25 protein-coding genes are annotated in these 24,799 nt (G+C 68.3%); 14 read left to right on the forward strand and 11 right to left on the reverse strand.

Going from position 1 to position 24,799, the window contains the following annotated elements:
• Nucleotides 1–5: 5 nt before the first annotated feature.
• From ACFVMC_RS06930 to ACFVMC_RS06945, 4 genes are all read right to left on the reverse strand, one after another.
• Nucleotides 6–1,259, reverse strand: coding sequence for a CHAT domain-containing protein (locus ACFVMC_RS06930; RefSeq protein WP_379207558.1), 1,254 nt, complete (start codon nt 1,257–1,259; stop codon nt 6–8).
• 82 nt (nt 1,260–1,341) lie between these two features.
• Entirely contained in the window at nt 1,342–3,048 is a 1,707-nt protein-coding gene (locus ACFVMC_RS06935; RefSeq protein ID WP_379207560.1) for a tetratricopeptide repeat protein, read from the reverse strand.
• A gap of 145 nt (nt 3,049–3,193) precedes the next feature.
• The gene (locus tag ACFVMC_RS06940; protein ID WP_379207562.1) at nt 3,194–4,186 is read right to left on the reverse strand and encodes a hypothetical protein; all 993 of its coding nucleotides are present in this window, start codon (nt 4,184–4,186) and stop codon (nt 3,194–3,196) included.
• Nucleotides 4,186–5,526 (reverse strand): hypothetical protein, encoded by a 1,341-nt coding sequence (locus ACFVMC_RS06945; RefSeq protein WP_379207872.1) that lies wholly within the window; start codon nt 5,524–5,526, stop codon nt 4,186–4,188. The genes ACFVMC_RS06940 and ACFVMC_RS06945 overlap by 1 nt, the downstream gene beginning before the upstream one ends.
• 163 nt (nt 5,527–5,689) lie before the next feature.
• Between ACFVMC_RS06945 and ACFVMC_RS06950 the strand changes: the two genes are divergently transcribed.
• From ACFVMC_RS06950 to ACFVMC_RS06960, 3 genes are all read left to right on the forward strand, one after another.
• The gene (locus ACFVMC_RS06950) at nt 5,690–6,223 is read left to right on the forward strand and encodes a lipoprotein LpqH (protein WP_379207564.1); all 534 of its coding nucleotides are present in this window, start codon (nt 5,690–5,692) and stop codon (nt 6,221–6,223) included.
• A gap of 75 nt (nt 6,224–6,298) precedes the next feature.
• Nucleotides 6,299–7,093, forward strand: a complete 795-nt coding sequence (locus ACFVMC_RS06955; protein ID WP_379207565.1) for a hypothetical protein — start codon at nt 6,299–6,301, stop codon at nt 7,091–7,093.
• A gap of 181 nt (nt 7,094–7,274) precedes the next feature.
• Complete coding sequence (locus ACFVMC_RS06960; protein ID WP_379207567.1) at nt 7,275–9,326, forward strand: PhoX family protein; 2,052 nt, start codon at nt 7,275–7,277, stop codon at nt 9,324–9,326.
• A 3-nt stretch (nt 9,327–9,329) separates the two neighbouring features.
• Here ACFVMC_RS06960 and ACFVMC_RS06965 read toward each other — a convergent pair whose 3' ends face one another.
• From ACFVMC_RS06965 to ACFVMC_RS06975, 3 genes are read right to left on the reverse strand one after another with little or no spacing between them, the layout of a single operon-like run.
• The gene (locus ACFVMC_RS06965; protein WP_379207874.1) at nt 9,330–10,010 is read right to left on the reverse strand and encodes a glycoside hydrolase family 25 protein; all 681 of its coding nucleotides are present in this window, start codon (nt 10,008–10,010) and stop codon (nt 9,330–9,332) included.
• 48 nt (nt 10,011–10,058) lie between these two features.
• The gene (locus ACFVMC_RS06970) at nt 10,059–10,898 is read right to left on the reverse strand and encodes a G1 family glutamic endopeptidase (protein WP_379207568.1); all 840 of its coding nucleotides are present in this window, start codon (nt 10,896–10,898) and stop codon (nt 10,059–10,061) included.
• A gap of 46 nt (nt 10,899–10,944) precedes the next feature.
• Nucleotides 10,945–12,282: an amylo-alpha-1,6-glucosidase gene (locus ACFVMC_RS06975; RefSeq protein WP_379207570.1), complete on the reverse strand. Its 1,338-nt coding sequence runs from the start codon at nt 12,280–12,282 to the stop codon at nt 10,945–10,947.
• 167 nt (nt 12,283–12,449) lie between these two features.
• Here ACFVMC_RS06975 and ACFVMC_RS06980 point away from each other — a divergent pair, with 167 nt between their 5' ends.
• From ACFVMC_RS06980 to ACFVMC_RS06990, 3 genes are all read left to right on the forward strand, one after another.
• Nucleotides 12,450–13,136 (forward strand): SDR family oxidoreductase, encoded by a 687-nt coding sequence (locus ACFVMC_RS06980; protein ID WP_379207572.1) that lies wholly within the window; start codon nt 12,450–12,452, stop codon nt 13,134–13,136.
• A 151-nt stretch (nt 13,137–13,287) separates the two neighbouring features.
• Complete coding sequence (locus ACFVMC_RS06985) at nt 13,288–13,530, forward strand: hypothetical protein (RefSeq protein ID WP_379207574.1); 243 nt, start codon at nt 13,288–13,290, stop codon at nt 13,528–13,530.
• Nucleotides 13,531–13,568: 38 nt separating this feature from the next.
• Entirely contained in the window at nt 13,569–13,928 is a 360-nt protein-coding gene (locus ACFVMC_RS06990; protein WP_379207575.1) for a DNA-binding protein, read from the forward strand.
• Between the two features lie 44 nt (nt 13,929–13,972).
• Here the strand turns inward: ACFVMC_RS06990 and ACFVMC_RS06995 are convergent, their stop codons facing one another.
• Together ACFVMC_RS06995 and leuS are read right to left on the reverse strand one after the other, a co-directional pair.
• On the reverse strand, nt 13,973–14,521 hold the full coding sequence (locus ACFVMC_RS06995) for a Uma2 family endonuclease (RefSeq protein WP_379207577.1): 549 nt from the start codon (nt 14,519–14,521) through the stop codon (nt 13,973–13,975).
• A gap of 28 nt (nt 14,522–14,549) precedes the next feature.
• Entirely contained in the window at nt 14,550–17,393 is a 2,844-nt protein-coding gene (leuS, locus tag ACFVMC_RS07000; RefSeq protein WP_379207579.1) for a leucine--tRNA ligase, read from the reverse strand.
• 104 nt (nt 17,394–17,497) lie between these two features.
• Here leuS and ACFVMC_RS07005 point away from each other — a divergent pair, with 104 nt between their 5' ends.
• The 6 genes from ACFVMC_RS07005 to ACFVMC_RS07030 all read left to right on the forward strand — a co-directional run bounded on the left by ACFVMC_RS07005 (nt 17,498) and on the right by ACFVMC_RS07030 (nt 21,142).
• Nucleotides 17,498–17,902: an SdpI family protein gene (locus ACFVMC_RS07005; RefSeq protein WP_379207581.1), complete on the forward strand. Its 405-nt coding sequence runs from the start codon at nt 17,498–17,500 to the stop codon at nt 17,900–17,902.
• Between the two features lie 112 nt (nt 17,903–18,014).
• Entirely contained in the window at nt 18,015–18,332 is a 318-nt protein-coding gene (locus ACFVMC_RS07010) for a hypothetical protein (protein ID WP_379207583.1), read from the forward strand.
• Nucleotides 18,333–18,353: 21 nt separating this feature from the next.
• Complete coding sequence (locus ACFVMC_RS07015; RefSeq protein WP_379207585.1) at nt 18,354–18,656, forward strand: hypothetical protein; 303 nt, start codon at nt 18,354–18,356, stop codon at nt 18,654–18,656.
• Nucleotides 18,657–18,700: 44 nt separating this feature from the next.
• Complete coding sequence (locus tag ACFVMC_RS07020) at nt 18,701–19,222, forward strand: EXLDI protein (protein WP_379207587.1); 522 nt, start codon at nt 18,701–18,703, stop codon at nt 19,220–19,222.
• A 104-nt stretch (nt 19,223–19,326) separates the two neighbouring features.
• The gene (locus ACFVMC_RS07025; RefSeq protein WP_379207588.1) at nt 19,327–20,307 is read left to right on the forward strand and encodes an ATP-binding cassette domain-containing protein; all 981 of its coding nucleotides are present in this window, start codon (nt 19,327–19,329) and stop codon (nt 20,305–20,307) included.
• 88 nt (nt 20,308–20,395) lie between these two features.
• On the forward strand, nt 20,396–21,142 hold the full coding sequence (locus ACFVMC_RS07030) for an ABC transporter permease (RefSeq protein ID WP_379207876.1): 747 nt from the start codon (nt 20,396–20,398) through the stop codon (nt 21,140–21,142).
• A 49-nt stretch (nt 21,143–21,191) separates the two neighbouring features.
• On the opposite strand, the gene ACFVMC_RS07035 is transcribed toward ACFVMC_RS07030, so the two are convergent.
• Complete coding sequence (locus tag ACFVMC_RS07035; RefSeq protein ID WP_379207590.1) at nt 21,192–21,836, reverse strand: YqgE/AlgH family protein; 645 nt, start codon at nt 21,834–21,836, stop codon at nt 21,192–21,194.
• 80 nt (nt 21,837–21,916) lie between these two features.
• On the opposite strand from ACFVMC_RS07035, the gene ACFVMC_RS07040 reads away from it, so the two are divergent.
• Nucleotides 21,917–22,684 (forward strand): lysophospholipid acyltransferase family protein, encoded by a 768-nt coding sequence (locus tag ACFVMC_RS07040; protein WP_379207591.1) that lies wholly within the window; start codon nt 21,917–21,919, stop codon nt 22,682–22,684.
• Between the two features lie 40 nt (nt 22,685–22,724).
• On the opposite strand, the gene ACFVMC_RS07045 is transcribed toward ACFVMC_RS07040, so the two are convergent.
• Nucleotides 22,725–23,054 (reverse strand): GNAT family N-acetyltransferase, encoded by a 330-nt coding sequence (locus ACFVMC_RS07045; RefSeq protein WP_379207593.1) that lies wholly within the window; start codon nt 23,052–23,054, stop codon nt 22,725–22,727.
• Nucleotides 23,055–23,157: 103 nt separating this feature from the next.
• Between ACFVMC_RS07045 and ACFVMC_RS07050 the strand changes: the two genes are divergently transcribed.
• Nucleotides 23,158–24,753, forward strand: a complete 1,596-nt coding sequence (locus tag ACFVMC_RS07050) for an alpha/beta fold hydrolase (RefSeq protein ID WP_379207594.1) — start codon at nt 23,158–23,160, stop codon at nt 24,751–24,753.
• Nucleotides 24,754–24,799: the final 46 nt, after the last annotated feature.

Raw genomic sequence — 24,799 nt, forward strand, 5'->3', positions numbered from 1 at the left:
GTTACCTATGTGCTGACGGTGGCGAGCGCGCTCCACAGGATGGGCGAGAATTCGATCGCGCCGGTATCGCGCCAGGAGCTCAGCCGATCGCGCTGCCAATCCGCCAGCGCGACCACCGGATCGGGCTGTTCATGGGCGGCGTCGACCGCGCAGATGGTGGCCAGCAGCGGACGTGCGCCGGTGTTCGCGAAATGCTGGAAGGCCAGATCGGTGGGCAGTGGCCAGCGGGTGGCGGTCACGAGTTCGGCGCCACCGGCGAGCATTGCCGCGGTGAGGCCCAGCGCCTCGCTGAAACGCAGGTCACCGCCGCTCTCGCAGGCGATGAGCGCGACCCGGGCGGGCATCGGCCACAACTCGGCGCCCGCCCTCGGAACGGGTTCGAGGGTGTGGGTGCCGAGCAGGAAGTCCTTGGCCGACAGCGGACGATGGGTGCGGGTGGCCCGGGCGAACCCGGTGGTGTCCGCGCCGCAGGCCAGATGCAGTTCGGCGTTCTCGCTCTGCCCGGACTCCGGCGCGGCCGCGGTCACATGCCCGACGTAGAGCAGGCGGCTCGCACCCGCGCGCAAGGCGGCGCCGAGCCAGTCCCGGTCCAGGTCGGTGCGCCGGAAGGCGGTGCCGATCTCCGGCGCGAACCGTTGCCGCGCACGATATTCGGCGATCCGCTCGGTCAGCGCGTTCGACGCGTCCATCCGGCCGAGCACCGATCCGAGCGCCGAATCGGCGCGATAGCCCGGAATACGCGGATCGAGAATCCCGACCACCGGCAGATCGCGTCGATCCGCCCAGCGGCGCGCCACCCGCCCCGGCGCCCCCACAATGCTCGCCGCCGCCGAGAGGCCGAGATCGGCGATATCGATCAGCCGCAGTTCCGGCGCGGGCGCCAGAATCTCCCACGGCACCTGCGCGACCCGCGGCGACGGTTGCAGCCGAAGCAACGGCCGGATCCCCTGGGCGTGCAGGTGCGCCAGCTGCTCGGCCAGGCCCGAGGGCAGCAGCGCCCGCGAAAGATCCCGTGCCAGTAGATATTCCGACTCCGGTGTCGCGAAATCCCCGGTGCTGAGCGCGTCGGCCACCCCCTGGGCCGCACCGGGAACCGGCAGCGCCGCCGCCAACCGCGCCACCACCTCGTCGATCGGCCCGCCGGGCAGCATGCTCACCCCGCCGGGGCCGACATCGTCGACCCACCGCCACGACATGTACAGATCGCCCGCATCGGCCATCCGCACCACGACAACCGGCTGCTCCGCCGTGCGCGTCATGCGGACACCTCCGCCGCGACCCGAGCGGCGGCCCGATTCGTTTGTCCGCGTGCGGAATCGGTCGAGGCGAGTAGAGCGTTGGTCATGCGGAAACCTCGCGGGTATCGCGGATCGGGCGGCCGTAGCGTTGTTCGGCGGCGGTGATGAAATCGGCCAGGGCGAGGCGCTGTTCCGGGCCGACGAGCAGGCGCGGGGGGAGGGTGATGGGGAGACCTTCGCCAGCGGCGATATCGGCCAGGGCGGAGGCCAGCCGCAGGGTCGCCGGTGGGGGAGCGCCTGCGGTCGCGGGTAGCGGCCCGGCTTGGAGTGTGGGTTGGGGTGCGCTGGAGCTAGTCGATTCAGCGTGCGAACTGTTCGACAGGTCGGTGGAAGACAGGCCCGCTCGATCCGTGTTCTCGGTTCCGGTCGCGCCGGTGCCTTCTGGGCCGGGACTGGTCGACGCCTCAGAAAGTGTTGCGGTGTCCGCGGTTTCGGATGCAAGAGTGGGGTCGAGTAGCTCGAGGGGGAACTGTCTGCGGCCGGGTGGGCTGGTGGTCGCGGGTTGCAGGGTCGCACCCGCGCACTGGGTTTCGATGAGGTCGGCCAGGAGCAGGCCGTCGCCGCGGCGGTAGGCGAGCCGGAAGGCCAATTGCAGGGCGGGGTCGGCGATCTGGCGGGTCCACTGGTGGCGCTGCGCGCCGGTGGGCAGGGTGTGGCGGACGGCGTCGATGGCCAGGGCGGAGGTGACGGCCAGATCGGTGGCCAAGGCCAGGGCCGCGGTCGGATCCTCGACGGCGTCCAGGATCGACTCCAGCAGCAGGGCGTGCCAGAAATCGATCTGGGCGCAGTGCAATCCGAGACCGCGCTCGGCGTAGACGGCGAAGGCCTCCGCGAAATGATCCTCGCCCACTTCGATGTCGCCGCTGTCGTAGGCGACGGTGGCCAACCGGGTGCGGACGAAGGCGGCGTCCAGGACGGCGCCGGAGTCGCGGAAGTAGGTGAGCGCGCGGGTGTACAGGTCCTCGGCTTCGGCCAGGTCGTCGTTGCCCTCGGCCATGGCGCCCAGGTTCTTGAGGCCGACCCCGGCGCGATACCCGAGCCCGGCCCGCTCGAAATAGTCCTGGCTGGCGCGCAGCAGCGGCGCGGCCGCGTCGTGCTGGCCGAGCCGGATGTGCATGATCGCGACATTCTGCCGCGACTCGGCGACCCCGTTCACATCACCCGCCGCCTCGAAGGCCGCCAGCCCCTGCCGGGCGAAGTCGAAGGCCAGCTCGTGGCGGCCGGTCTCGAAGTACGCGCCCGCCAGATTCATCAGCGGATGGCCCGCCAGCTGGGGCGCGAATCGTACCGCGGTCTCCAGGGATTCGGTGGCGATCTCGATGGTGTGCGCCCACTGCCCGCGATGGAAGGCGACCGCGCCCAGCGACAGCAGACAGGAGACGCGCAAGGTGCCCAGCTCCTCGGCACTGTTGGCGAGCAGGCCGCGCGCCTCCTCCAGCGCCGCCTGTGCTGCGTCCAGTTCCCCGAGGTGCTGCAATGCCTGGGATTGGTTAACCAGTGCGCTACAACGCTTTTCGACGGCGTCCGCCGGAATCTCGGCCAGCGCCTCCCGGTACCAGCCGAGCGCGGTGGTGTGATCGCCGAGCTCGTCGGCCATGCTGGCGGCATTGATCAGCGCGCTGACCCGCAGCGGGCCGGTGGTGTCGCGTACCGCGTCGGAGAAGATCCGGAGTGCCCCGGCGACATCGCCACGCTGATACGCCTGCGCGCCCGCCAGTAGAACCGCACGGCCGTCGTCGGCTTCCGGCATCACGATCTCCGAACTGTGTACCGGCTTCGCGCAGCCGTTTCCGTGAGTCCGCCCACCGCGCGGCGTCGGCCCTCGGTGATGAGGATCGCACGGCCGCCGGTGGATGCGCTGGTCATCGCACAATATCGAAGTGGCGGAACCGCAATCAGAAGTCCGAATCGCCAACGGCGGCATCGAGTTCCGCCCGCAGCGGCGCGTCGAATGCGTCGGTTTCCGCCGTTCGGGTCAACCGTGCGGCGGCGAACTCCCTTATCCGCCTGCGCAGTTCGGGCCCGCCGCGATCCTCGTACTCGGGCAGGCCGATGCCGGGCACGGAGACCTCGACGGTCACGGCGTCCTCCCCGGCCACCGGTGTCTGCCCCACCCAGGTGTCACCCACCAGGTCGAGCTCGATCTCGGCGGCCTCGGTGACGCGCGCTCGCGGCCGCAGGTGCGACGGCACCGGGCCGGTCAGGCCGGGGGCGGCGACCACGCTGACCCGGGCGATGGTGAGACCGGATTCGCGGGCCAGTTCCCAGGTGACCGCCTGTTCGGAGGCATCGAGCAACCCGGGCGGGCAGCCGCGCCAATCCCAGCCGCCGACGCCGCGGTCCAGCGTGAGCACCGCGCCGGGGGTATCGCGACCGGCGGCCAGTGCGTAATCCGAGCGGCGCGCGGCCACTTTCGGCACGGACACGGCGATCTCGGCGTCGTCGCCGTCGACGAGCAGGTCGCACTGCTCGGTGAGTTCGGCGATCTCGGCCGCCAGGAGCGCGGGGTCCAGGGCCGGGATACCGTCCAGCGTGGAGGCGGGCCACCAGCGGGCCGCCCAGTGCGCGTAGCCGAGCCGCCAGCTGTGGGTGATCAGGCGCGGCAGTTCCGGGCGGGCGGGCAGCGCGGGCCGCCCCCCGGCGTATTCGGCCGCGGCCAGTGCGACGGCCTCGCCGTAGATCGCCCACAGCCAGTCCTGGGCGGCGTCGAGGTCGTCGAGGACGGCGGCCGGGATGGCCTGGCCGGACAGGGCACTCCAGGTGAGCGTCCCGCCGAGCACCTCGAGCACCATGACGTCGTTGTCCGGCGCGCCGTCGAGGACGGTGGGCGCGCCCGCCGGCGCGATGGCGAGCACGTCGCGCGCGCGGAACAGGGTGACCTCGGTCATCAGCTCACCCTCGATTCGAGCGTGTCGATCTCGGCGGCCAGGGATCCGGCGCTGAGCGCCTTCTTCACCCGGGCTCGGTGGTCCAGGATGACCGAGCGCGCCACCCCGTCGAGCAGATCCCACAGCTCATCGGGATCGAAGATCGAGAATTCGCGGACATCACGTCCGTGCAGCCGCACCCACAGTCGCCGCAGATAGGGTTGCCACGGTGTCCGCAACTCGGTGGCTATCACGGCGAGCGGGTTCGACGCCGACAGCTCGGCGGCCGGGTCGATGGCGAGCCGACGGGCTTGCAGCACATAGGATTCCCGCCGCCAGCGCCCGTTGATCAAACGCGCCGGCACCGATTCCGCCGCATCGGGGTCGGTGCCGAGCCGAGCCGGGCCGGGGGTGTTGATCGGTGCGAACCGCACCGCCAGCGCGGCTCCCGCGGCGGCGGTGACGCGCAGCGATTCGTCCAGGAACCCCCACGGTGCGCAACTGCGGGCCACCTCGGAGGTGACCAGTTCCGGTATCTCGGGTAGCTCGGAGCGTTCGGTCGATGCCTGCAACACCGTGAACACCCGCTCGTAGATGGTGCGGTCCAGGGGCAGCCCGAGCGCGGATGTGGAAGCCGAGACGCCGATCTCGGGCGCCCGGGGCAGCGGATGACCGGTGAGCCCGTAGCGCTGCGCCCGAGTCTCCCGGTGCCACAGCGTGATTCCCGCATGTGCGCCCGCGTGCGCGGCGATCAGACTGTCGAACAGATACTGCCCCTTGCCGTTTCCCGCGCCGACCCGCGCGCCGGCCGCCTCCTCCAGGAGCGCGTCGATCGTCCGCGTGTGATCGACCGTCGGCGCTGCCGCGGACGGTCGCCGCCGCCAGGCGACCTCGACCAGCTGGGCGAGTTCGGCCGCCCGCTCGGCATCTCCGAGGTGAGCTTTCAGTGCTCCGGTGGTGCGCCCGGCCGCGAACTCGTGGATCTCGCGCAGCGCCGCCTCGGCGATCTCGCGCTCCCGCACCGGATTCGGCGCACCCGAGGTGGTCGCGAGTTCGAAACAGCGCTGGAAGTACAGGTCCTGTGGATGTCCCTCGGTGATCCGCAGCGCCCGGCGAACCTGTTTGAGCACGGTGAACCAGGCCGCGGTCGCGCGCAGTACGTCCGCGCTCGCGTGCACCCGGGCCGTCAGCAGCGTCGCGCCGTCGGCGCTGACCAGCGGCCCGGCACAGCTCGGATGCTGGACCGGCCGGATCACCAGCGGATCCAGCAGCAGTTTCACGGTGCGCCGCAGCGGACCGCCCTGTGGGCCGCTGAGCGCTTCGACACCGTCGAGCTCGCGCCACACCTCGTCCAGCACCATGGCGCGCGGTCGTCGCATTCGACCAGGTTACCGGCCAGGTGATACCGAGCAATTGTGATTTGGGCGGGCACAAACCTGGGATCGGTAGGACGCCGATCGTTCCTACCTTTCTCGTAACGGCACCGCCAAGGGCCGGACCACACGAAAGACAAGGAACACCATCATGAACCTCAAGACCGCCGCCGCCGTTGTCGCCGCCACCTCCGCGCTCGCCCTGGGCCTGACCGCCTGCGGTGAGGACGCCAAGAGCAGCAGCCCCGCCCCCGCCGACAAGCCGGCCACCTCCGCCGCCCCGGCCCCCGCACCGGCGGGCAAGTCCTCGGCCGCCGTGGACGGCAAGACGCTCGCGGGCACCTTCGACACCACCTGCGCCAAGCAGGGCGGTCTGCTGGCACTGGCCCTGACCGACAACAACAACGACGCGCACGGCCAGCTCTCGGTGAGCGCCACCATCAGCGGCGACACCGTGCAGGCGGTGGCCATCGCGGGCAGCAAGGGCGGCGCCAACGGCATGCCGTACGCGGTCGGCTACGGCAACGGCCAGCCGGGCGGCTCGGCGAAGCTGGTCAAGGACGGCAACACCTACAAGGTGACCGGTGAGGGTGTCGGCACCCCGGATATGACCAACCCGATGGCCGGAGCGCCCGCCGCGAAGTTCGACATCACCTTCGCCTGCACGACCATCGTCGGCGCCTGATCCTTCTCCCTTCCGAATCCCGCGCTCCCGCAACATCTGTGGGAGCGCGGGTCACCCCTCTGCCAGGAGCACACCATGCGTACCAAAGCCCGCGCCGCCGCTCTCGTCTTCGGCGCCTTCGCCTTCGCCTTCTATCTGTTCCACGGCTTCACCGCCGACACCACCGACCCGTTCGCCATGCCGTGGGTCGGCCCGCAGCTGGCGCTGCCGATCATCGCCATGACCATCGTCCCGATCGTGTTCGCGTTCACCGGCGAGGGCATTCTGCAAGCGTTCACCGGTAACAACAGCTCCGAGTTCCGGGGCGGGCTGGTCGGGATCGGCACGGTGCGGTCGTTCCATCACACCGGTGTCACCGTCAACGACCAGCCGCAGGTGCGCGTCCACTTCAGTGTGGAGGGCATGGACGGCAAGGTCTTCGAATCCCAGGCCCGGATGATCGTGCCGCTCACCGAACTCGCCCTGCTGCGGCCCGGTGTGGTGCTGCCGGTGCGATACCTGCCCGGGCGCACCGACAAGGTCGAGGTCGACCTGTCCGGTGACGCCGCCGCGGCGCAGCGCGCGATGAACGAGTCGATGCTGCGCAAGGGCTTCACCACCCCGGCGAAATTGGATATCGCGGCCCGGGGCATCCAGGCCCAGGCGGTGGTGCGGTCGCTGTCGGTGCCGGGGGAGATCCGGGACGGGCACACACGCATCGATCTCGGACTCGTCGTCACCCGGCCGGACGGGAGCACGTTCGCCGCGCACGCCGAGAAGTTCCTGCCGCCCGCGCTGGTGGCCGGGGTGCAGGTCGGCCGGATCGTGCAGGTCCACTACCTGCCGGGCGCGGAGCAGGAGGTCGTGCTGGCGCTGCCGGTGAACGCATGAGGAACGCGAAACCCCCTAGGCTGGGCCCGGGATGACAAGCGGATGTGCTTGCGCCCCGGGCCTTTTGTGCTGAGCTGGCAAACTGAGGGTTACCTAATTGGTCGCCTGTTCACCTTTTCGTTTCCCGGGGCTGGTTTCCGCGGTTTACCGTGCGCCCGACAGCTCGAGTTCAGGAGTTACCGTGAAACCGCTCGCCCTCTTCGTCAAGCACGACGGCCAGTCCTCCCGTGCCGCCGTGACCTGTGAATACAAGTGCGGCAACGCCTGCTTCCACGAGCCGCCCAACACCTCCGGCGGCGCGTACTTCGGTGACATCGTCGCCGCCCTGAACCGCCGCGGCCTGATCAAGGGCGGCGCGGCCGCCGTGCTCGCCGTCGGCGCGGGCAGCGCCCTGGCCGCATGTGGTGACGACAAGCCCGCCGACGCACCCACCCCGGTCGCCAAGGCCGCGGGCACGCCGGGTACCGGCACCGCCTACACCGCCGTCACCCCCAACAAGGAAGACGCGGTCGTCATCCCCGAGGGCTACGAGCAGGGCGTCGTCCTGCGCTGGGGCGACCCGATCTTCGCCGACGCGCCCGCGTTCGACTTCGACAAGCAGACCGCCGCCGCGCAGGCCGAGCAGTTCGGTTACAACAACGACTTCGCCGCGCTGCTGCCGATCGAGGGCCAGCCCAATTCCTATCTGCTGGTGGTCAATCACGAGTACACCACCGGCCCGCACATGTTCCGCGGCTACAACAAGGATGCCCCGACCGCCGAGCAGATCGCCATCACCATGGCGGCACACGGCCTGTCCGTGGTGGAGGTCAAGGGCGAATCCGGTTCGGGCAAGCTGACTCCGGTGTTCGGAAAGTACAACCGCCGCATCACCGCCACCTCCGAGTTCAAGCTGACCGGTCCGGCCGCGGGCAGCGCGTTCGTCACCACCTCCGCCGATCCGACCGGCAGCAAGATCCTGGGCACCTTCGCCAACTGTGCGGGTGGTGTAACCCCTTGGGGCACTGTGCTTTCCGGAGAGGAGAACTTCAACGGCTACTTCGCCAACGGCGACAAGATCGGCAACAAACGCACCAAGCGCTACGGTTTCGCCGCCGGCAAGACCGCCAACGGCTGGGAGACCGCCGACAAGCGCTTCGACCTGGAGAAGGAGCCGTTCGAGGCGAACCGCTTCGGCTATGTGGTCGAGGTGGACCCGTGGGACCCGAACTCGGTGCCGCTCAAGCATTCCGCGCTGGGCCGGCTCAAGCACGAGGGCGCCAACGTCTACGTCACCGCCGACGGCGCGGTCGTCGCCTACACCGGTGACGACGAGAAGTTCGACTACATGTACAAGTTCGTGTCCAGCCGCAAGATCCAGTCCGGCACCAGCGCGTCGAGCCGCCGCGAGAACATGAAGATCCTCGCCGAGGGCACGCTGTATGTCGCCAAGCTGACCGGCGATCACGCCGACAAGATCGATGGCACCGGCGCCAAGCCCTCCGAGCAGGGCTTCACCGGTAAGGGCCAGTGGATTCCGCTGCTGGAGTCCACCGCCGACGGCAAGGGCAGGTCGCTGGTCGAGGGCATGTCGGCGGCCGAGGTCGCGGTGTTCACCCGCCTGGCCGCGGACAAGGTCGGCGCCACCAAGATGGACCGCCCCGAGGACTTCGAGGCCAACCCCTACACCGGCAAGGTGTATGTCGCGCTGACCAACAACGACAACCGCGGCGCCGAGGGCAAAGCCGGTGTGGACGAAGCGAATCCGCGCAAACTGAACAAGAACGGCCAGATCCTCGAGATCGACGACGAGCACACCGGCACCGAGTTCACCTGGTCGCTGCTGCTGGTCTGCGGTGACCCGGCCGCCGCCGACACCTACTACGGTGGCTTCGACAAGACCAAGGTCAGCCCGATCTCCTGCCCGGACAACCTGGCCTTCGACCCGTACGGCAACCTGTGGATCTCCACCGACGGCAATGCGCTCAAGTCCAACGACGGCCTGTTCTCGGTGGTGCTCGACGGCCCGAATCGCGGTGAGACCAAGCAGTTCCTGACGGTGCCGCGCGGCGGCGAGACCTGCGGTCCGATCGTCACCGAGCAGCGGGTCATGGTGTGCGTGCAGCATCCGGGCGAGGCCGACGACGCCACCCCCGACAACCCGCTGTCGCACTGGCCCGACGGTGGCGCCGCCCAGCCGCGGCCGTCGGTGGTCGCGGTGTGGAAGAAGGGCGGCGCCCGCATCGGGCACTGATCGCTACATATTGGCGAAGCGGCGGAAATCGCCCTGGGCGCCGCTGTAGACGTTGAGATCGACCCGGGCCGGAATACCCGGAACGCTGCCGCTGTCGGTGGTCTGCCAGAAGGTCCAGGCAGGCCACCCGCCGGGCACCTCGGGTTCCGGGTTGCCGCGGTAGTCGGCGATCCACAGCGGATACCGGGTGAACTGGTTGGTGTCGGCCATGGCCGTCTTCCAGAAGTTCGGATAGGTGTAGATGATCGGCGTCCGGCCGGTCAGGGTCTGCACCGTGTTCAGATAGCGCTGGGTCCAGTCGATCAGCGCGTCCGGGGGCAGGCCGCCGGAGGACTCGAGGTCCAGGACCGGCGGCAGATCCAGCGGGCCGTTCTGGCCGAGCACCACGGTCGAGTACAGCGTGGCCTGGGCTTCGGGGGACAGTTCGGGGCGTGCGTAATGGTAGGTGCCGCGCGCTACTCCGGCCGCCCGCATGATCAGGCTGTCCGGGACGAAGTGCGGATTCACATAGTGCATGCCCTCGCTCGCCTTCACCATCGCGAATTCGTAGCCCGCGTGGCGTACGGCGAACCAGTCGATCATCATCTTGTCGGGATGCTGCCAGGACGACACGTCCGGGCCTTGCGGCTCGGCCGTGGCAGGCGGAGCGGTGAGGATGCCCGCCGACGCGATCAATGCCACCATCCAGCTGGAGCGCCTGATATCCATGGCGCTCCACGATAGTTATCCGCTCTAATTGTCTTGCGGGTGGGTGTCGCTCACCACACCGGGCGGCTGGGTGATGGTGAACGACGAGCCGTGCAGCGGGCTCGGCTCGATCGGCGCGCACGGGCTCACGGTCCACGAGCGCACCTCGTACTCGCCGAACGGTCTGCCGTCGGCGGTGACCTCGGTGAACTCGATCGGCGTGAAATCCGGTGAGTTGCAGGGGATGGTCTCGCCGACCGCGAGGGCCAGGCGCGGGGTGATGCCCTCGAGCCGCATGGTCTGCTCCTTGGTCCAGCCGGCGGTGGTGTTGGTCAGGACCAGCCGATAGGTGTCGACGTCATCCCAGGTCACGGTGGCCGCCATGACATCGCCCGGTTCGACGCCCGGATCCGTCCACGCCTCCGGCGATTTCTGATTCCGCAGCGACGGCGCCTCGAAGAAACCGCCGTACTCGACCATGCCGAGCACGCACGCGACCGAGGTGCCGGTCTGGACCAGCGTCATATCCTGATCCTCGCCGCCGACCAGCCCGACCCAGTAACTCATGTGCGGCACGAACTGCGTGACCGCCAGACCGAGCGGATTGGCCAGCATGCCCGGTGTGCGCAGCAGCGCCGAGCCGGTGCCGATCAGGTTCTCCAAGCCGCCGGTCAGCCCGGCGAGGCTATTGCAGGAGACGGTCGGCTGGGTCCAGCGGGCGGATACCGAGCGGATCGGGGCGTGCTCGGGCGCGGTCACCGAATAGCCGCTGTAGACCTCGGCGTGCTGCGGTTTCGCGGTCGCCGACGGGATCTGCAGCAGGCCGGCGCCGAGTACCGCCGCGAGCGGCACGGACAGCAGCAATCGGCTCGTACGCGTGGCCATAGCGGCAGTGTATGACCGATATGTCCGGTCGCCGGGGACGTGCGGTTTACCCCAGCCAGTCCAGCACCGAGGCCGCCGTCCACGACTGCTGCATGCTGCCCAGCGGTTCGCCGGTGAACGGCTCGTAGTATTCGGCGAAACTGCCGTCGCTGGCCTGGCGCAGGCCCTCGGCGCGCAGCATGAACGCGCGCTCGGCCCAGCCGCGGCGCGCGAACACCCAGGAGAACAGCCAGCTCATCACCGGCCACACCGGGCCGCGCCAATACTCGCGCGGCCGGAAATCCCGCGACACGGGCGAAGTCGACGGCGGCAGCGCGTACCGCAGATCCGGATGGCCGCAATAGCTCGGCCCCTCGAACAGGCGCAGCAGCGCGCGTTCCGAATCACGGGGCAGGCCACCGGAAATCAGCGGCGCGAAACCGGCCAGCGTCTCGGTCACGATCGGGCGATCCAGTCGCACATCGATATCGTGGGCCACGCCGGTGCGCGGATCCGCGGTCGCGACCACGCCCGCGCGGAACCGATCCGCCCAGCCGTACAGCTCACGAACATCGGCGAGCGGTTGCTTGTAGTCCTCGCCGATATGCGCCAGCACCTCGCAGGCCAGCGCGAAGATCGCGGTGACGAAAACATCCTCGACCGCGAAACTCATGGTCGAGGCGAGCTGGTAGTCGTCGTATCCGGCGCGGCGCATTTGCTCGACCAGCCACAGGTAGCGGTCGTATTCGCGGTCGCTCGGCCGCTGGGTCGGATCCGCCACGATCGCGGTGTCGGCGCGCTCGTACGGCGGCAGCGCACCCGGAATCACGTTCTCGTAGGCCCGATCCCAGCGCGGCGAATTGTCCATACCGGATTCCCAGCCGTGATACAGCGTGATCCGGCCGGTTTCCTTCGGGTCCCGGGCGTGTGCCAGCCAGCGATGCCAGCGCACCAGATCCGGCCAGCGGCGCTGCAGGAACTCCTCGGCCACCGCGCGGGTGCCGCGGCCGTGCCGGCGCGAATGATCCAGAATCCGCTGCACCGCGATCGCGTGCACCGGCGGCTGGGTGATCCCCGAAGTGTCCGGGCCGTCCGGCGCGTTCGCCGCCAGCCTGCGGCACTCCCATCGGGCCGGGCCCGGGAAATAGCCGTCGACGCCGTTGGCGAACACGATGTGCGGGATCATCCCGTTCTTCCACTGCGCCGACAGCAGCGTGTCCAGCTCCACCACCGCGCGCTCCACGCTCAACGGCGCCAAGCCGACCGCGACGAAGGCGGCGTCCCAACTCCACATGTGCGGGTACAGGCGTGGCGCGGCGCTGGTCATCGTGCCCAGGTCGTTGCCACGCAGCAGGTACGCGGCACGGGCCGCGAGCTGAGTGGGGGTGAAACCCGGGTGCGCCATCCCCCTATTCTGCGATGCCACGCGCAGGAACGCCCGTTCGGCGGCGCTCGGAGTCGCCCGGTCGACCGGCAGTGGTGCGGCTGAACTCACATGCGTGCATCGGTGCGGGGCCCGACGACGCTACGGGTTACCGCCGGGTTTGTGCACAGCTACTACGGTGATGCGCCATGACCAGTCATCCGAAGCCGACCGCTTTGATCACCGGCGCCAGCCGCGGGCTGGGCGCTGCCGTCGCCAGAACGCTCGCCCCCACCCACGATCTGCTGCTCGGTGCCCGCTCGGCCGAGGCGCTGCGCCCGATCCTGGCCGAATTGCCCGGCGCCACCGGCTGGCCCGTGCCGCTCACCGACTATCCGGCGGTGGCCGCGGCGGCCGCCCGAATCGAGCGGCTGGATGTGCTCGTTCACAATGCCGGTGTCGCCGATCTGGGTACGATCGCCGACTCGTCGGTGGATCAATGGCGGAATACCCTGGAGGCCAACGTTATTGCCGTGGCCGAGCTGACCCGGCTGCTGCTGCCCGCCCTGCGCCGGGCCGAAGGCCATGTGGTCCTTGTCAATTCGAGCGCCGGGTTGCGTGCCAACGCCGGTTGGGCCTCCTACGCCGCCTCCAAGTTCGGCCTGCGAGCCTTCGGCGACGCCCTGCGGCTCGAGGAGCCCACCCTGCGCGTCACCTCGATCCACCCCGGCCGCATCGACACCGACATGCAGCGCACCATCATCGCCGGCGAAGGCCGCGACTACCGCCCCGAAGAATTCCTCACCCCCGAGACCGTCGCCTGGACCATCCGCAACGCCATCGACACCCCGCGCGACGCCCACCCCACCGAAATCACGCTCCGCCCTTTCGGCTGAACGCCCGGTCCCGGCAGCTGCCTGGCGGCTGGTCGAGATCATCCGCGGCCGCAACCTTCGCATGGTCACCCTGAACGACGCCCTGCTACCGCCGTGAGCGATTGCTGGGTAACCGTTCCCAAAAGGGAGCATATCGGAGTATGCTCACTGCATGTCGTCGACTACGCGAATCACCGTGACGCTGCCCACCGAGCAGGTCGAGAAGTTGCGTGAAAGGACCGACAACCTCTCCGGCTACGTTGCTGAGGCGGTCGCGCAGCAGCTACGGCATGAACTAATCGCTGAGGATATGCGCAAGTATCAGGAAGAACACGGCGAGTTCACCTCGGAGGAACTGGCTCGGGCGCGCTCGGAACTTTATGGTGACGGTGACACCGTGGCTGGCGCTGCGTGAACGGCGCTGGACGAACGGTCGTTCTCGACAGTCAGGGCTTGGCTCTGTGGGTAGCCGAGGATCGCGAGATGCTCACTCGAGTTCATGTTTACAACCTGGACGGCGCGAAGATCGTCGTGGGCGCGAACACAATCGTCGAAGTCAGTCACGCAAAGGTGAATGTTCCAAGGCTTCGCTGGGTCCTGTCCAGAGTTCGGGTTGAACCAGTTACCGAATCAGCGGCCACAGCTGCGGCCAACCTGCTGAAAAAGGCCGGCCTACACGGCCACAAGTACGCGATCGATGCCACCGTCGCAGAAATGGCGTTACGCCAAACCGGCCCGGTGGCCATGTTGACCTCGGACGTCGACGATATGCGCCGCCTCTGCGGCGACCGCGTCCACCTGATCCCGGTGTAAGCCGGTAGCTGGCTACCGTCGGCTGTCTCATCGGTCGGGCCGGATCAGAGGGTGGACAGCAGGTCCGTGACTGGAAGGGTGGTGTCCGCGTAATGAATCGGGATGTCCTCTCCGGCACGGTATTCCCGCCGTACGCGGAAGCCCTCCGGAGTGGGGTCGGTGTGCTCGTAGAGCACGTCCTTGGTGACTACCCAGTACGTGGAGTACCCGGCGCGACCGTACAACTTTGCCTTGATGCCGAGGTCGTACATGACCGTTTCATCGGACACCTCGACGACGAGGGCGACATCGGCCGGGGCCCATACCGAGACCTTGGTGCCGACCGTGCCTATCGGTTCGGCACCTTCGCGCAGCACCCAGCAGTCCGGGTCGGGGAGGGAATTCCCGGTGGGCAGTGTGGCGGTAGTAAGGCGAAATCCCTTCGCTGTCAGTAGGCGGAGGAGATTTCCGGTCGTGAAGCCGTGCCAATCTCCGATGACCACAGACCACACCTCCCCCTCGACGAGTTCGACTCGATGGTCGAACGCGCCCGCCTCCCACGCGCGCAGAAACTCCTCGCGTGTCCAGCGGTAGGCGATCGAGGCCCCGGTCATGGGCACCAGAGTACGTGGCGCTGGAAGGTCACGCGACGATGTTGATCAGGCGGCCGGGGACGACGATCAGCTTGCGGGGGGCGGCGCCGGCGAGGAGGGCGGCGATCTTCTCGTCGGTGAGGGCGGCGGCTTCGATGGCCGCGGTGTCGGCGTCGGCGGGGACCTGGATGCGGCTGCGGACCTTGCCGTTGACCTGGATCGGGTACTCCACGCTGGCCTCGACCAGCATGGCCGGGTCGGCGACCGGGAAGGGGCCGTGCGCCAGCGATTCGGGGTGGCCCAGGCGTTCCCACAGTTCCTCGGCGATATGCGGGGCCAGCGGCGCCAGCATCAGGATCAGCGACTCCACCACGTGGCGTGGCGCGCCGCCGGGGTAGTTCTTGGTCAGATGGTTGGTCAGCTCGATCAGCTTGGCGCCCGCGGTGTTGTCGCGCAGCGCGGCGTAATCCTCGTCCACCCCGGCGATCGTCTTGTGCAGCAGCCGTGCCGTCTCCTCCGAGGGATCGTCCTCGGTGACCCGGATCGCGCCGGTCTCCTCGTCCACCACCAGTCGCCACACCCGCTGCAGGAAACGATGCGCGCCCACCACATCCTTGGTGGCCCACGGACGCGACGTATCCAGCGGGCCCATCGACATCTCGTAGAAGCGGAAGGTGTCCGCGCCGTACAGGTCGCACATCTCGTCGGGGGAGATGGCGTTCTTCAGCGACTTGCCGATCTTGCCGTACTCCTGGAACACCTCGGCCTCGACACCGGCCTGGTCGGTCCAGAAGAACTTGCCGTCCCGCTCGACGACCTCGGCCGCCGGGATGTACGTGCCCCGGGCGTCGGTATAGGCGAACGCCTGGATGTAGCCCTGGTTGAACAGGCGGCGATACGGCTCACGGCTGCTCACCTCACCCAGATCGAACAGCACCTTCTGCCAGAACCGCGCGTACAGCAGATGCAGCACCGCGTGCTCGACGCCGCCGACATACAGATCGACACCGCCCGGATCGTCCGGGCCGTGCTCGGCCGGACGCGGACCCACCCAGTAGGCCTCGTTCTCCTTGGCGCAGAACACCTCCGGGTTGGTGGGATCGGTGTAGCGCAGCTGATACCAGGAGCTGCCCGCCCAGTTCGGCATCACATTGGTATCGCGCCGGTACCGTTTGGGGCCATCGCCCAGATCCAGTTCCACGTGCACCCAGTCGGTGGCCTTGGCCAGCGGCGGGGACGGCTCGGAGGCGGCGTCGTCCGGGTCGAAGGTGACCGGGGCGAAATCTTCCATTTCCGGAAGTTCCACGGGCAGCATGGATTCCGGCAGCGCGTGGGCGGCGCCGGTCTCGTCGTAGACGATCGGGAACGGCTCACCCCAGTAGCGCTGCCGCGCGAACAGCCAGTCGCGCAGCTTGTACTGCACGGTGCCCGCGCCATGGCCGTCGGCCTCCAGCTTCGCGATCATCGACGCCTTGGCGTCCTCGACCGAAAGTCCGTCCAGGTATTGCGAATTCACCAACTCACCGGTGCCGGTGAAGGCGGCCTCGTGCACGTTACCGCCGGCGATCACCTCGGCGATCGGCAGGCCGAGCGCCTGGGCGAAATCCCAGTCGCGCTGGTCGTGGCCGGGCACCGCCATGATGGCGCCGGTGCCGTAGCCGCTGAGCACGTAGTCGGCGATGAACACCGGTACGGCCGCGCCGTCGGCCGGGTTGACCGCGTAAGCGCCCAGGAAGACGCCGGTCTTCTCCTTGTTCTCCTGGCGTTCCAGATCGGATTTGGCGGCGATCGACTTCCGGTACGCCGCAACGGCTTCCGCGGGCGTGGCGCTCGCGTTGGTCCACCGCGGGTCGGTGCCTTCCGGGTAGGCGGCGGTGACCAACCGGTCGACCAGCTCGTGCTCGGGGGCCAGCACCAGGTAGGTCGCGCCGAACAGGGTGTCGGGGCGGGTGGTGAACACCTCGATCGGCCCGGCGGGGGAGTCGAACTTCACCTGCGCGCCGCGTGAGCGCCCGATCCAGTTGCGCTGCATGGACTTCACGTTGTCCGGCCAGTCCAGCAGGTCCAGGTCGTCGACCAGCCGATCGGAGTAGGCGGTGATCCGCATCATCCACTGCCACAGGCGCTTACGGAACACCGGGAAGTTGCCGCGCTCGCTGCGGCCGTCGGCGGTGACCTCTTCGTTGGACAACACGGTGCCCAGACCCGGGCACCAGTTGACCATCGAATCGGTCTGGTAGACCAGGCGATACGAGTCGATCAGCGCGGCCCGCTCGGCCGTGGACATGGTGTGCCAGTCCTGGCCTTCGGGCGCGGGGCGCGCTCCGCCGGCGAACTGCGCCTCCAGCTCCGCGATCGGCCGGGCCCGGCCGACCTCCTGGTCGTACCAGGCGTTGTAGATGCGCAGGAAGATCCACTGCGTCCACTTGTAGTACTCGGGGTCGGTGGTGGCGAAGGAACGACGCCGGTCGTGCCCCAGTCCCAAGCGGTCCAGCTGACGCTGCATGGTCGAGATATTGGACATGGTGGTGGTGCGCGGGTGCTGACCGGTCTGCACCGCGTACTGCTCGGCGGGCAGGCCGAAGGCGTCGTAGCCCAGCGCGTGCAGCACATTGCGGCCCTGCATGCGGTGGTAGCGCGCGAACACGTCGGTGGCGATGTAGCCCAGCGGGTGCCCGACGTGCAGGCCCGCGCCCGACGGGTACGGGAACATGTCCTGGACGAAGAGTTTGTCGGCGGGCGTTTCGCCGGACAGCGGACCGGTCGGGTTGGGCGCGTGGAAGGTGCCGCGCGCTGTCCAGTTCTGCTGCCAGCGGCGTTCGATGCGGCCCGCGAGATCGGCGCTGTACCGGTGCTCGGGTACATCGCTTTCATTGACACGGTTGTCCTGCACGGTCCTGCCTTCTTGTTCTCGCCGATCACCGACAAAGTAAATGCCTACCAGGGTAGAGCGTCGGCCCCGTAGGACCGAAAAACAGGGTGCGATACCCTGGCCGGGTGTTCTTCGTAGCTCTCGCCCTTTTCGTGCTGGCCGTCGTCGCCATCGCGACCGGCGTGCTCGGGCTCACCGGCCGGCTGCCTTTCAACCGCGTCGTCGGTGTGCATACCGAGTCCGCTCTCAGTTCCGAGGAGAACTTCCGGATCGCGAACCGCGTCGCCGCGCCGACCTCGGTCGCGGCCGGTGCGCTGCTGTTCGCCGGCGGTCTGGTCGCCTCCCAGGCCGGCGTGCTGGTCGGCCTGATCGTGGCCGTGGTCAGCTCGGTAGTCGCGCTGTTCACCCTGGGCGGGGGCGCCATCGCGGCCGACAAGGCGCTCGCGAGTCTGGTTCCGGTGCAGTCCGGTGGTTGCGGTTCCTCGTGCGGTTCGTGCTCGCTGCGGGATACCTGCGCGCCCGCCAATTGATCTTTTGGCGGCGCTGACCAAAAGGTGATGCGCGGGTGCCGGGTGCTCCCGTAGCCTGGCCTCAGCGGCCTTCGTGGGGGAGGCCACATTCTCCTGGGGAGGAAGAATGCGCATGATCCGAATTTTCGGAATCTGGCTGGGATTTCTCGCTTTCGTCGCCTTTATCGGCGATGCCATCGCAGTGGGTTTCTGCTTCGCGGTGCCCGCGGTCATTCTCGTCATCATCGGAAACGCCGGGCGCGACAACGCGCGTCGCCGTCGCGGCGCCTGGAGCGCGGACTTCAGCGGTGGTTCCTTCGACTTCGGTAGTTCGTCGGGTTCCGGCGGCTACTCCGATTCGGGTTCGAGTAGTTCCAGCAGTGGTTGCGGCGGTGGCAGCAGCAGTAGTGGCTGCGGCGGCGGTGGTGGTGGTTGCGGTGGCGGTAGCTAGCATCGCGTCGAAGTAGGCATCATGCTGTGGACGCTGTGGATGGCGTTGGTCGGCACTGTCGGCGGACTGTTCGCCATCGGTTCTTTTCTCGACTCGTCGTACGGGTACGGCGCGCTCGGCTCGGGAATGTTCCTGACCCTGTGGCCGCTCGCGGTGCTCCGATTTCGAGCCCGCCGCCGTCGCAAGCGCAAGATCAAACGGACGAAGCAGGGCGGCTGGTGGGATCTGGTCGAACTTCTGGAGGGTGACTCCGGCGGCTGCTCCGGTGGTGACGGGGGCAGCGGCTGTGGTGGCGGTGGTGGCGGCTGCGGCGGAGGTAGTTGAACCCAGATCTTGCGTGTACGTATACATCTACGTATAGTCGTGTCATGCCCAATAAGACCATCTACGTTTCCGACGACGACCTGCCGCTGTTCCAGCGGGCGCAGGAGCTGGTCGGCGGCAACCTCTCCGGAGCGGTGACCACGGCTCTGCGCCGGTTCATCGAACTGGAGGAGGGTCGCCAGGAGGGCTTCGAGGAAGTGGTGCTCAAGGTCGGCCACAACGGCGTCCGGCAGGTCCGCTTCTCGGGTGCGCTGCTCGGCGAACTGCGTGATCTCAACGATAAGCGCGCCGAGCACTATCGGGTGTATCGCAGCCGCAAAGGCAAATACGTGATGCACGCCCAGCTGTCGGACTGGGCCGAACAAGCCACCGAACTGTCCACGAACTGGGTCAAGGACCTGACCAACTGGCGTCGCATGCTCGGTGTCGGCGAACAGGACTGGGGTGAGTTCATTCTCGTGGTGGTCGACACGTTCGAGGAACTGAAACCGCACCTGCCCGACAAGCTCTACAGGCGGGTCGCCGATATCGCGGATCGTCCGCCGATCGAGGAACTCGACATCTAGTACCGGCTCCGGCCGACTCCGAAAAACGCAACACCGCACCGCAGGACGGGAGCGGTGCGGCTGAAACATGCCTACATTCGCATGTTCTAATGAAAGGGAAACCCATGACGAACGGTCATCGCCTCCCCGCGATTTCCGCGCAGGGGCTGCGAAAGTCGTACGGCGACAAGCTGGTTCTCGACGGCATCGACATCACCGTCCCCGAGGGCACCATCTTCTCCCTGCTCGGCCCCAACGGCGCGGGTAAGACCACCACGGTGCAGATCCTGAGCACCCTGATCGGCCGCGACGGCGGCGAGGTCCGGGTGGCGGGCCACGACCTGGACGCCGAAGCCAACGCGGTGCGCCAGGCGATCGGCGTCACCGGCCAGTTCGCCGCCGTCGACGAACTGCTCACCGGGCGCGAGAACCTGCTGCTGATGGCCGACCTGCACCATCTGCCGCGCAAGACCGGCACGCGGCTCGCGGCGGACCTGCTGGAGCGCTTCGACCTGGTCGAAGCCGGCGACAAGCCCGCCTCCACCTACTCCGGTGGCATGACCCGGCGCCTGGATCTGGCCATGACCCTGGTCGGCGACCCGCGCGTCATCTTCCTGGACGAGCCGACCACCGGCCTGGATCCACGCAGCCGCCGCTCCATGTGGGAGATCATCCGCAACCTGGTCGACGACTACAGCGTCACCGTATTCCTCACCACCCAGTACCTGGACGAGGCCGACCAGCTGGCCGACCGCATCGCCGTCCTCGACCACGGGCGCATCGTCGCCGAGGGCACCGCGGCCGAACTCAAGCGGCTGGTCCCCGGCGGGCACATCCGGCTGGAGTTCGCCGATCGCGCTGTCCAGACGGCCGCGGCCGCGGCCTTCGCCGTCCAGTTGCCCGAGAGCGAGGACGATCTGACCCTCGCCGTCCCCAGCGACGGTGGCGTGCACTCGCTGCGCACGGTCCTGGACCGGCTCGCCTACGAGCAGATCGAACCTGCCGGGCTCTCCGTGCAGACGCCCACGCTCGACGACGTATTCCTCACCCTGACCGGACATTCCACTATTGAAAAGGAGACCGAAAATGACCACAGCATCGCGTAGCGATTCCATGAGGGGTGGCGGTCGGGCGACGGGTGGGCCCACGATCACTGCCCCGCGCGTCGCGCGGCCCCCGGCCTTCGCCGATTCGATGACCATGCTGCGGCGAAACCTGATGCACGCCAAGCGCTATCCGTCCATGACCTTCAGCGTCGTGGTGATGCCGGTGATCCTGCTGCTCATCTTCAACTTCGTGCTGGGCGGAGCGATGCAGGCGGGCGTCGGCGGGGACGACAGCAAATACATCAACTACCTGACGCCCGGCATGCTGCTGCTGCTCCCGGCGTACATGACCGCGGCGATCGCGGTGCTGGTGAGCACCGATGTCACCAAGGGCATCGTGAACCGGTTCCGCACGATGGCGATCTCGCAATCGGCGATCCTGACCGGGCATGTGATGGGGACTCTGATCCAGGCGGTGCTGGCACTGGGCGCGATGCTGGGCGTGGCGGCCCTGTGCGGCTTCCGGCCGGAGGCGACGCCGATCGAGTGGGTCGCCGCGATCGGCCTCATGCTGCTGATCGTGTTCGCGCTGGGCTGGCTGTCGGTGGCCTTCGGCCTGGCCGCGCCGAATCCGGAGAGCGCCAGCAATATGCCGTTCCCGATCATCATGATGCCGTTCCTGGGCAGCGGTCTGGTGCCCACCGACACCATGCCGGTCGGTCTGCGCCAGTTCGCCGAGTACCAGCCGTTCACCCCGTTCACCGAAACGGTGCGCGGTCTGCTGATGGGCAGTGAGATCGGCGCCAGCGGAATCATCTCCCTCGCCTGGTGCGCGGTGATCGCGCTCGTCGGCTACCTGTGGGCGAAGTCGCTGTTCCGCAAGCAGAGCCGCTGAGGCACCGAATCCGAACGATCCCGCCGGTCACCCGACCGGCGGGATCGGCTCAGTTGCGCTCCAGCTCGATCGGATGGGTGGCCAGCAATGCCAGGGGTAGGGGCTGGCGGCGTAGCACGTGCGCCCATAGGTCCGGGCGGCCGGTGCAGATCGGATCGGAAGGCAAGGCCGACAGCACGATCCAGTCGTTGTTCTGCAACTCACCCTCCAGCTGGCCGAAGGTCCAGCCCGCGTACCCGGCGAAGATGCGCACACCCTCGAGTAGCGGCGCGACCAGGCGGGGATCGGAATCCAGGTCGACCAGCACGACTCTGCCGTCGACCCGGCGTATCCCGGGCACACCGGCGATCGATGCGCCGACCCGAAGCGTGCCGAGACACAGTGCCGCATCACGTTTCACCGGTCCACCGATGAATAATCGGTGCGGTGCGGCGGTCGCCGCCGCCCAGTGCGGCAGCACATCGCGCACCGCGGTCTCACTCGGCCGATTCAGCACCACACCCAGACTGCCGCCATCGTTGTGCTCGATGATGTAGACGACGGTGCGCCGGAAGGTGGGCTCGACCAGGTCGGTAGCGGACACCAGTAGGGTGCCCGCACGGACCAACTGCTCGCTGTGGGAGAAATCGCGCCGACGGCGGTCACCGTGTCCGCCGTGCGTTCTCCGCTCGTCCGGGTCGTCTCCGCGTGCCACTCGCACATTCTCGCAGCTGTCTCCTCGATCCGCACTGGTCTGGAGCCCCGGCGTTTCGGTGTAAGAGTTAGAGTCGCGGTATGCAACAGCCCGAGGTTGTCCTCGAAAACAGCGATGCTGTTTACGACTTCTACTTGCAGCATCGGCAGAATCGGCTGAAAGCCAAGGCGTCGTACGCGCTCCTCGGGCGTCGCTACCATCCGCGGGTGAGTTACGCGCCGCAAGCGCGCGAACAGGTGCGCGCCCTGGTGCGTTCGGGCCGACCGATCCTGATCTCGATCAATCATCTGTCGCAGAACGATCCGTATACCGTGGCCGCCGCTGCGTGGCGCAGTCCGCTGCGCCCGATCATCGGTGTGGTCCGCGTGCTCGCCAAGGACGAGTTGTTCCTCGAACCCGAGCAGCGACGCAAAGTCGACATGATGGGCGGAATTCCGGTGTTCCGCGGCAAGGACCACGGCTTGCGCGCGGTCAACGCGGCGGGGCAGCGCATGATGGATATCTGCGCGCAGCGGCTGGCGCGCGGGGAACATCTGGCCATTTTCCCCGAGGGCACCTGCAACGAGGTCGATCCGACCCAGGTGCAGGCGGTCGGAAGCGGGGTGGGGCACATCGCTTTCCGCGCGCAGAAACTCGGGGTGCAGCCCGCGCTGCTCAGTCTCGGGCTCAGCTACGGCCCGCGACCGGATCCGACGGTCGAGCCGACCAAGGAGGAGGCCAAGTCGGCCAGCTTCTATTTCGGCAATCCGATATTCGACGTGCCCGCCAAACCCGCGGAGATCGCCCGGCTGGTGCGCGCGGATTTGCAGCAGGCACTGGACGGCGCGGTGTCACAGTATCGCGCGTAGCGCGATTCGATGAGGGGTGGTGGTCGGGCGACGGGAGAGCCTACTGAGGCAGGCCCATTCTGGGGCGTGCCCAGGCGGGTACCGCCGCGACGTATTCGGGATGGGTTTCCACATACCGGCACACCGTCGGGCACATCGGCAGAATGCCGAAACCCTCTGCGCGGCTGGTCGCCAGCGCCGCCGCCACCAGCAGTCCGGCGAAATCGCCGTCCTGGTAGCCGACTTCGAGTTCGGTGTGCACGAAGGCACGTTCGGAGGCGGTGTCCTGGTACTCGGCCCAGCCGGCCAGCGCGCCGTCGACCGACAGTTCGAAGCGGTCCAACCGGGTGTTGTTGCGCACCTGGAATCGGGGAATCGGCGGGAGGGCCATGGCAGTGAAACTACTCCGGTTCCGGTGATCGTGAAGCCTCGCAACGCGGATCGATGCACAGATGTGAAATGATCGACTCCGAGCCGGCGGAGGTACGAGATCAATGCGGAAATCAGCGGTACGGATGACCCCGCGGGCCCTCGGCGCGCTGGCCGCGGCCACCCTGCTCGGCGGAACGCTCGTCCCGGGCGGCGCACACGCCGCGTCCGGTCTCGAATTCGGCTCCTGCCCAGCGGGTTCGGTGACCGCCGACCGCGGCGTGCAGTGCGCGGTGATCAGCGTCCCGATGGACTACTCGAACCCCGACAGCCCGCGGATCGATCTGACCGTCAGCCGGATCGCGGCCACCGGCGCGCGGCGCGGCGTCCTGTTCGCCAATCCGGGCGGTCCCGGCGCCGACGCCCTGGACTACTGGGCCAAGCGCACCGAGGTGCTGCCCGCCGCGCTGGCCGCCGAGTACGACCGGATCGCCGTGCAGCCGCGCGGATTGCGCTGGGCCACACCGCTGACCTGCCGGACCGCCGGGGAAATCGCCGAGGGTGAGCCGGTTCCGGTCGCCGGCGGTAGCCGCGACGAGGTCAAGAAGGCCTGTGACGCCGCGCAGCCCGGCTACCTGGACAGCATCACCACCGAGAACACCGCCCGCGATATGGAATCCGTGCGGGCCGCGCTCGGGGTCGAGCGGATCGATTACCTCGGCGTCTCCTACGGGACCTACCTGGGCGCGGTCTACGCCTCGCTGTTCCCGCAGCGGGTCGACCGAATGATCCTGGACTCCAATGTGAATCCGAACTGGGTGTGGACCGAGGAGTTCGCCCAGCAGCAGGTGGCCGGCAAACAGCGCCTGGACGACCTGTTCGCCTGGATCGCCGAGTACGACCACGAATACCACCTGGGCAATACGGCCTTCCAGGTGTACGAGAAATGGGTGCGGCTGGTCTCCGCGCAGGGCGGCGGCTGGTACGCCAACCTCACCCCGCCGCCCACCGGGGTGGCCGACCTGCCGCGCGAACTGCCCGCCCCGCTGGCCGAGATCGCCCGCGACGGCGTCAATCTGACCCTCGAGCAGGCGGGCAAGATCCAGAACCTGGTGCGCACCCTGCTCTCCGGTGGCGCGTCGGCCCAGACCCCGATGGTCGGCGCCACCGCCGTGGCCACCTACACCCGCGGCTTCTGGCCGACCTTCGCGCGCGCCATGTCCGAGGCGAACGCCGATCCGGCGAATATCGCGCGGTTGCTGGCGCTGGAGGGCATCACCGCCACCGATCCCACCGGACGCTTCGTGTTCTCGGCCATCACCTGCAACGAGAACGTCATCCCGGGCCGGCCCGAACTGCTCGCCGCCGCGGCCGGCACCCTCGCCACCGGCGGCAATGCCTTGGACGCGCGCGCCGATCTGGTCCGTTCCGGCGCGGCCTGCGGCGCCTGGGAACCGGTCACCACACCGGTGCCGCTGACCGGCGCCGGACTGCGGACCAAACCGCTGCTGCTGCAGAGCCGGCACGACGCGCTCACCAAGTACGAGGGCGGCCCGGCGCTGGCCGCGGCCCTGGGCGGCGCGCTGATCACGGTCGAGGGCGGTGATCACGGCACCTTCGGCCGCGGCAACACCGTGCTCGACGAGGCCGTCATGACCTATCTGCGCACCGGGCAGGTCACCATCACCACCGCAGACCAGGCACCGCTGCCCAAACCCTGAGGTCACGGCGGCCCGGAAAGAAGTACCGGTTTCTGCTCGCGCGAGC

The organism is Nocardia sp. NPDC127579 (assembly GCF_042672005.1).
GTDB lineage: Bacteria > Actinomycetota > Actinomycetes > Mycobacteriales > Mycobacteriaceae > Nocardia.

Excerpts from the sequence above, each read along its gene's own strand:
- ACFVMC_RS07020 (WP_379207587.1), top strand. The coding sequence starts at position 18,701 with ATGCCCAATAAGACCATCTACGTTTCCGACGACGACCTGCCGCTGTTC.
- ACFVMC_RS06955 (WP_379207565.1), top strand. The coding sequence starts at position 6,299 with ATGCGTACCAAAGCCCGCGCCGCCGCTCTCGTCTTCGGCGCCTTCGCC.
- ACFVMC_RS06940 (WP_379207562.1), bottom strand. The coding sequence starts at position 4,186 with ATGACCGAGGTCACCCTGTTCCGCGCGCGCGACGTGCTCGCCATCGCG.
- ACFVMC_RS06950 (WP_379207564.1), top strand. The coding sequence starts at position 5,690 with ATGAACCTCAAGACCGCCGCCGCCGTTGTCGCCGCCACCTCCGCGCTC.
- ACFVMC_RS06985 (WP_379207574.1), top strand. The coding sequence starts at position 13,288 with ATGTCGTCGACTACGCGAATCACCGTGACGCTGCCCACCGAGCAGGTC.
- ACFVMC_RS06935 (WP_379207560.1), bottom strand. The coding sequence starts at position 3,048 with ATGCCGGAAGCCGACGACGGCCGTGCGGTTCTACTGGCGGGCGCGCAG.
- ACFVMC_RS06930 (WP_379207558.1), bottom strand. The coding sequence starts at position 1,259 with ATGACGCGCACGGCGGAGCAGCCGGTTGTCGTGGTGCGGATGGCCGAT.
- ACFVMC_RS06965 (WP_379207874.1), bottom strand. The coding sequence starts at position 10,010 with ATGGTGGCATTGATCGCGTCGGCGGGCATCCTCACCGCTCCGCCTGCC.
- ACFVMC_RS07045 (WP_379207593.1), bottom strand. The coding sequence starts at position 23,054 with ATGGCCCTCCCGCCGATTCCCCGATTCCAGGTGCGCAACAACACCCGG.
- ACFVMC_RS07025 (WP_379207588.1), top strand. The coding sequence starts at position 19,327 with ATGACGAACGGTCATCGCCTCCCCGCGATTTCCGCGCAGGGGCTGCGA.
- ACFVMC_RS06995 (WP_379207577.1), bottom strand. The coding sequence starts at position 14,521 with ATGACCGGGGCCTCGATCGCCTACCGCTGGACACGCGAGGAGTTTCTG.
- ACFVMC_RS06945 (WP_379207872.1), bottom strand. The coding sequence starts at position 5,526 with ATGGTGCTGGACGAGGTGTGGCGCGAGCTCGACGGTGTCGAAGCGCTC.
- ACFVMC_RS06975 (WP_379207570.1), bottom strand. The coding sequence starts at position 12,282 with ATGGCGCACCCGGGTTTCACCCCCACTCAGCTCGCGGCCCGTGCCGCG.
- ACFVMC_RS07040 (WP_379207591.1), top strand. The coding sequence starts at position 21,917 with ATGCAACAGCCCGAGGTTGTCCTCGAAAACAGCGATGCTGTTTACGAC.
- ACFVMC_RS06970 (WP_379207568.1), bottom strand. The coding sequence starts at position 10,898 with ATGGCCACGCGTACGAGCCGATTGCTGCTGTCCGTGCCGCTCGCGGCG.
- ACFVMC_RS07015 (WP_379207585.1), top strand. The coding sequence starts at position 18,354 with ATGCTGTGGACGCTGTGGATGGCGTTGGTCGGCACTGTCGGCGGACTG.
- ACFVMC_RS07030 (WP_379207876.1), top strand. The coding sequence starts at position 20,396 with ATGACCATGCTGCGGCGAAACCTGATGCACGCCAAGCGCTATCCGTCC.
- ACFVMC_RS07010 (WP_379207583.1), top strand. The coding sequence starts at position 18,015 with ATGATCCGAATTTTCGGAATCTGGCTGGGATTTCTCGCTTTCGTCGCC.
- ACFVMC_RS07050 (WP_379207594.1), top strand. The coding sequence starts at position 23,158 with ATGCGGAAATCAGCGGTACGGATGACCCCGCGGGCCCTCGGCGCGCTG.
- ACFVMC_RS06980 (WP_379207572.1), top strand. The coding sequence starts at position 12,450 with ATGACCAGTCATCCGAAGCCGACCGCTTTGATCACCGGCGCCAGCCGC.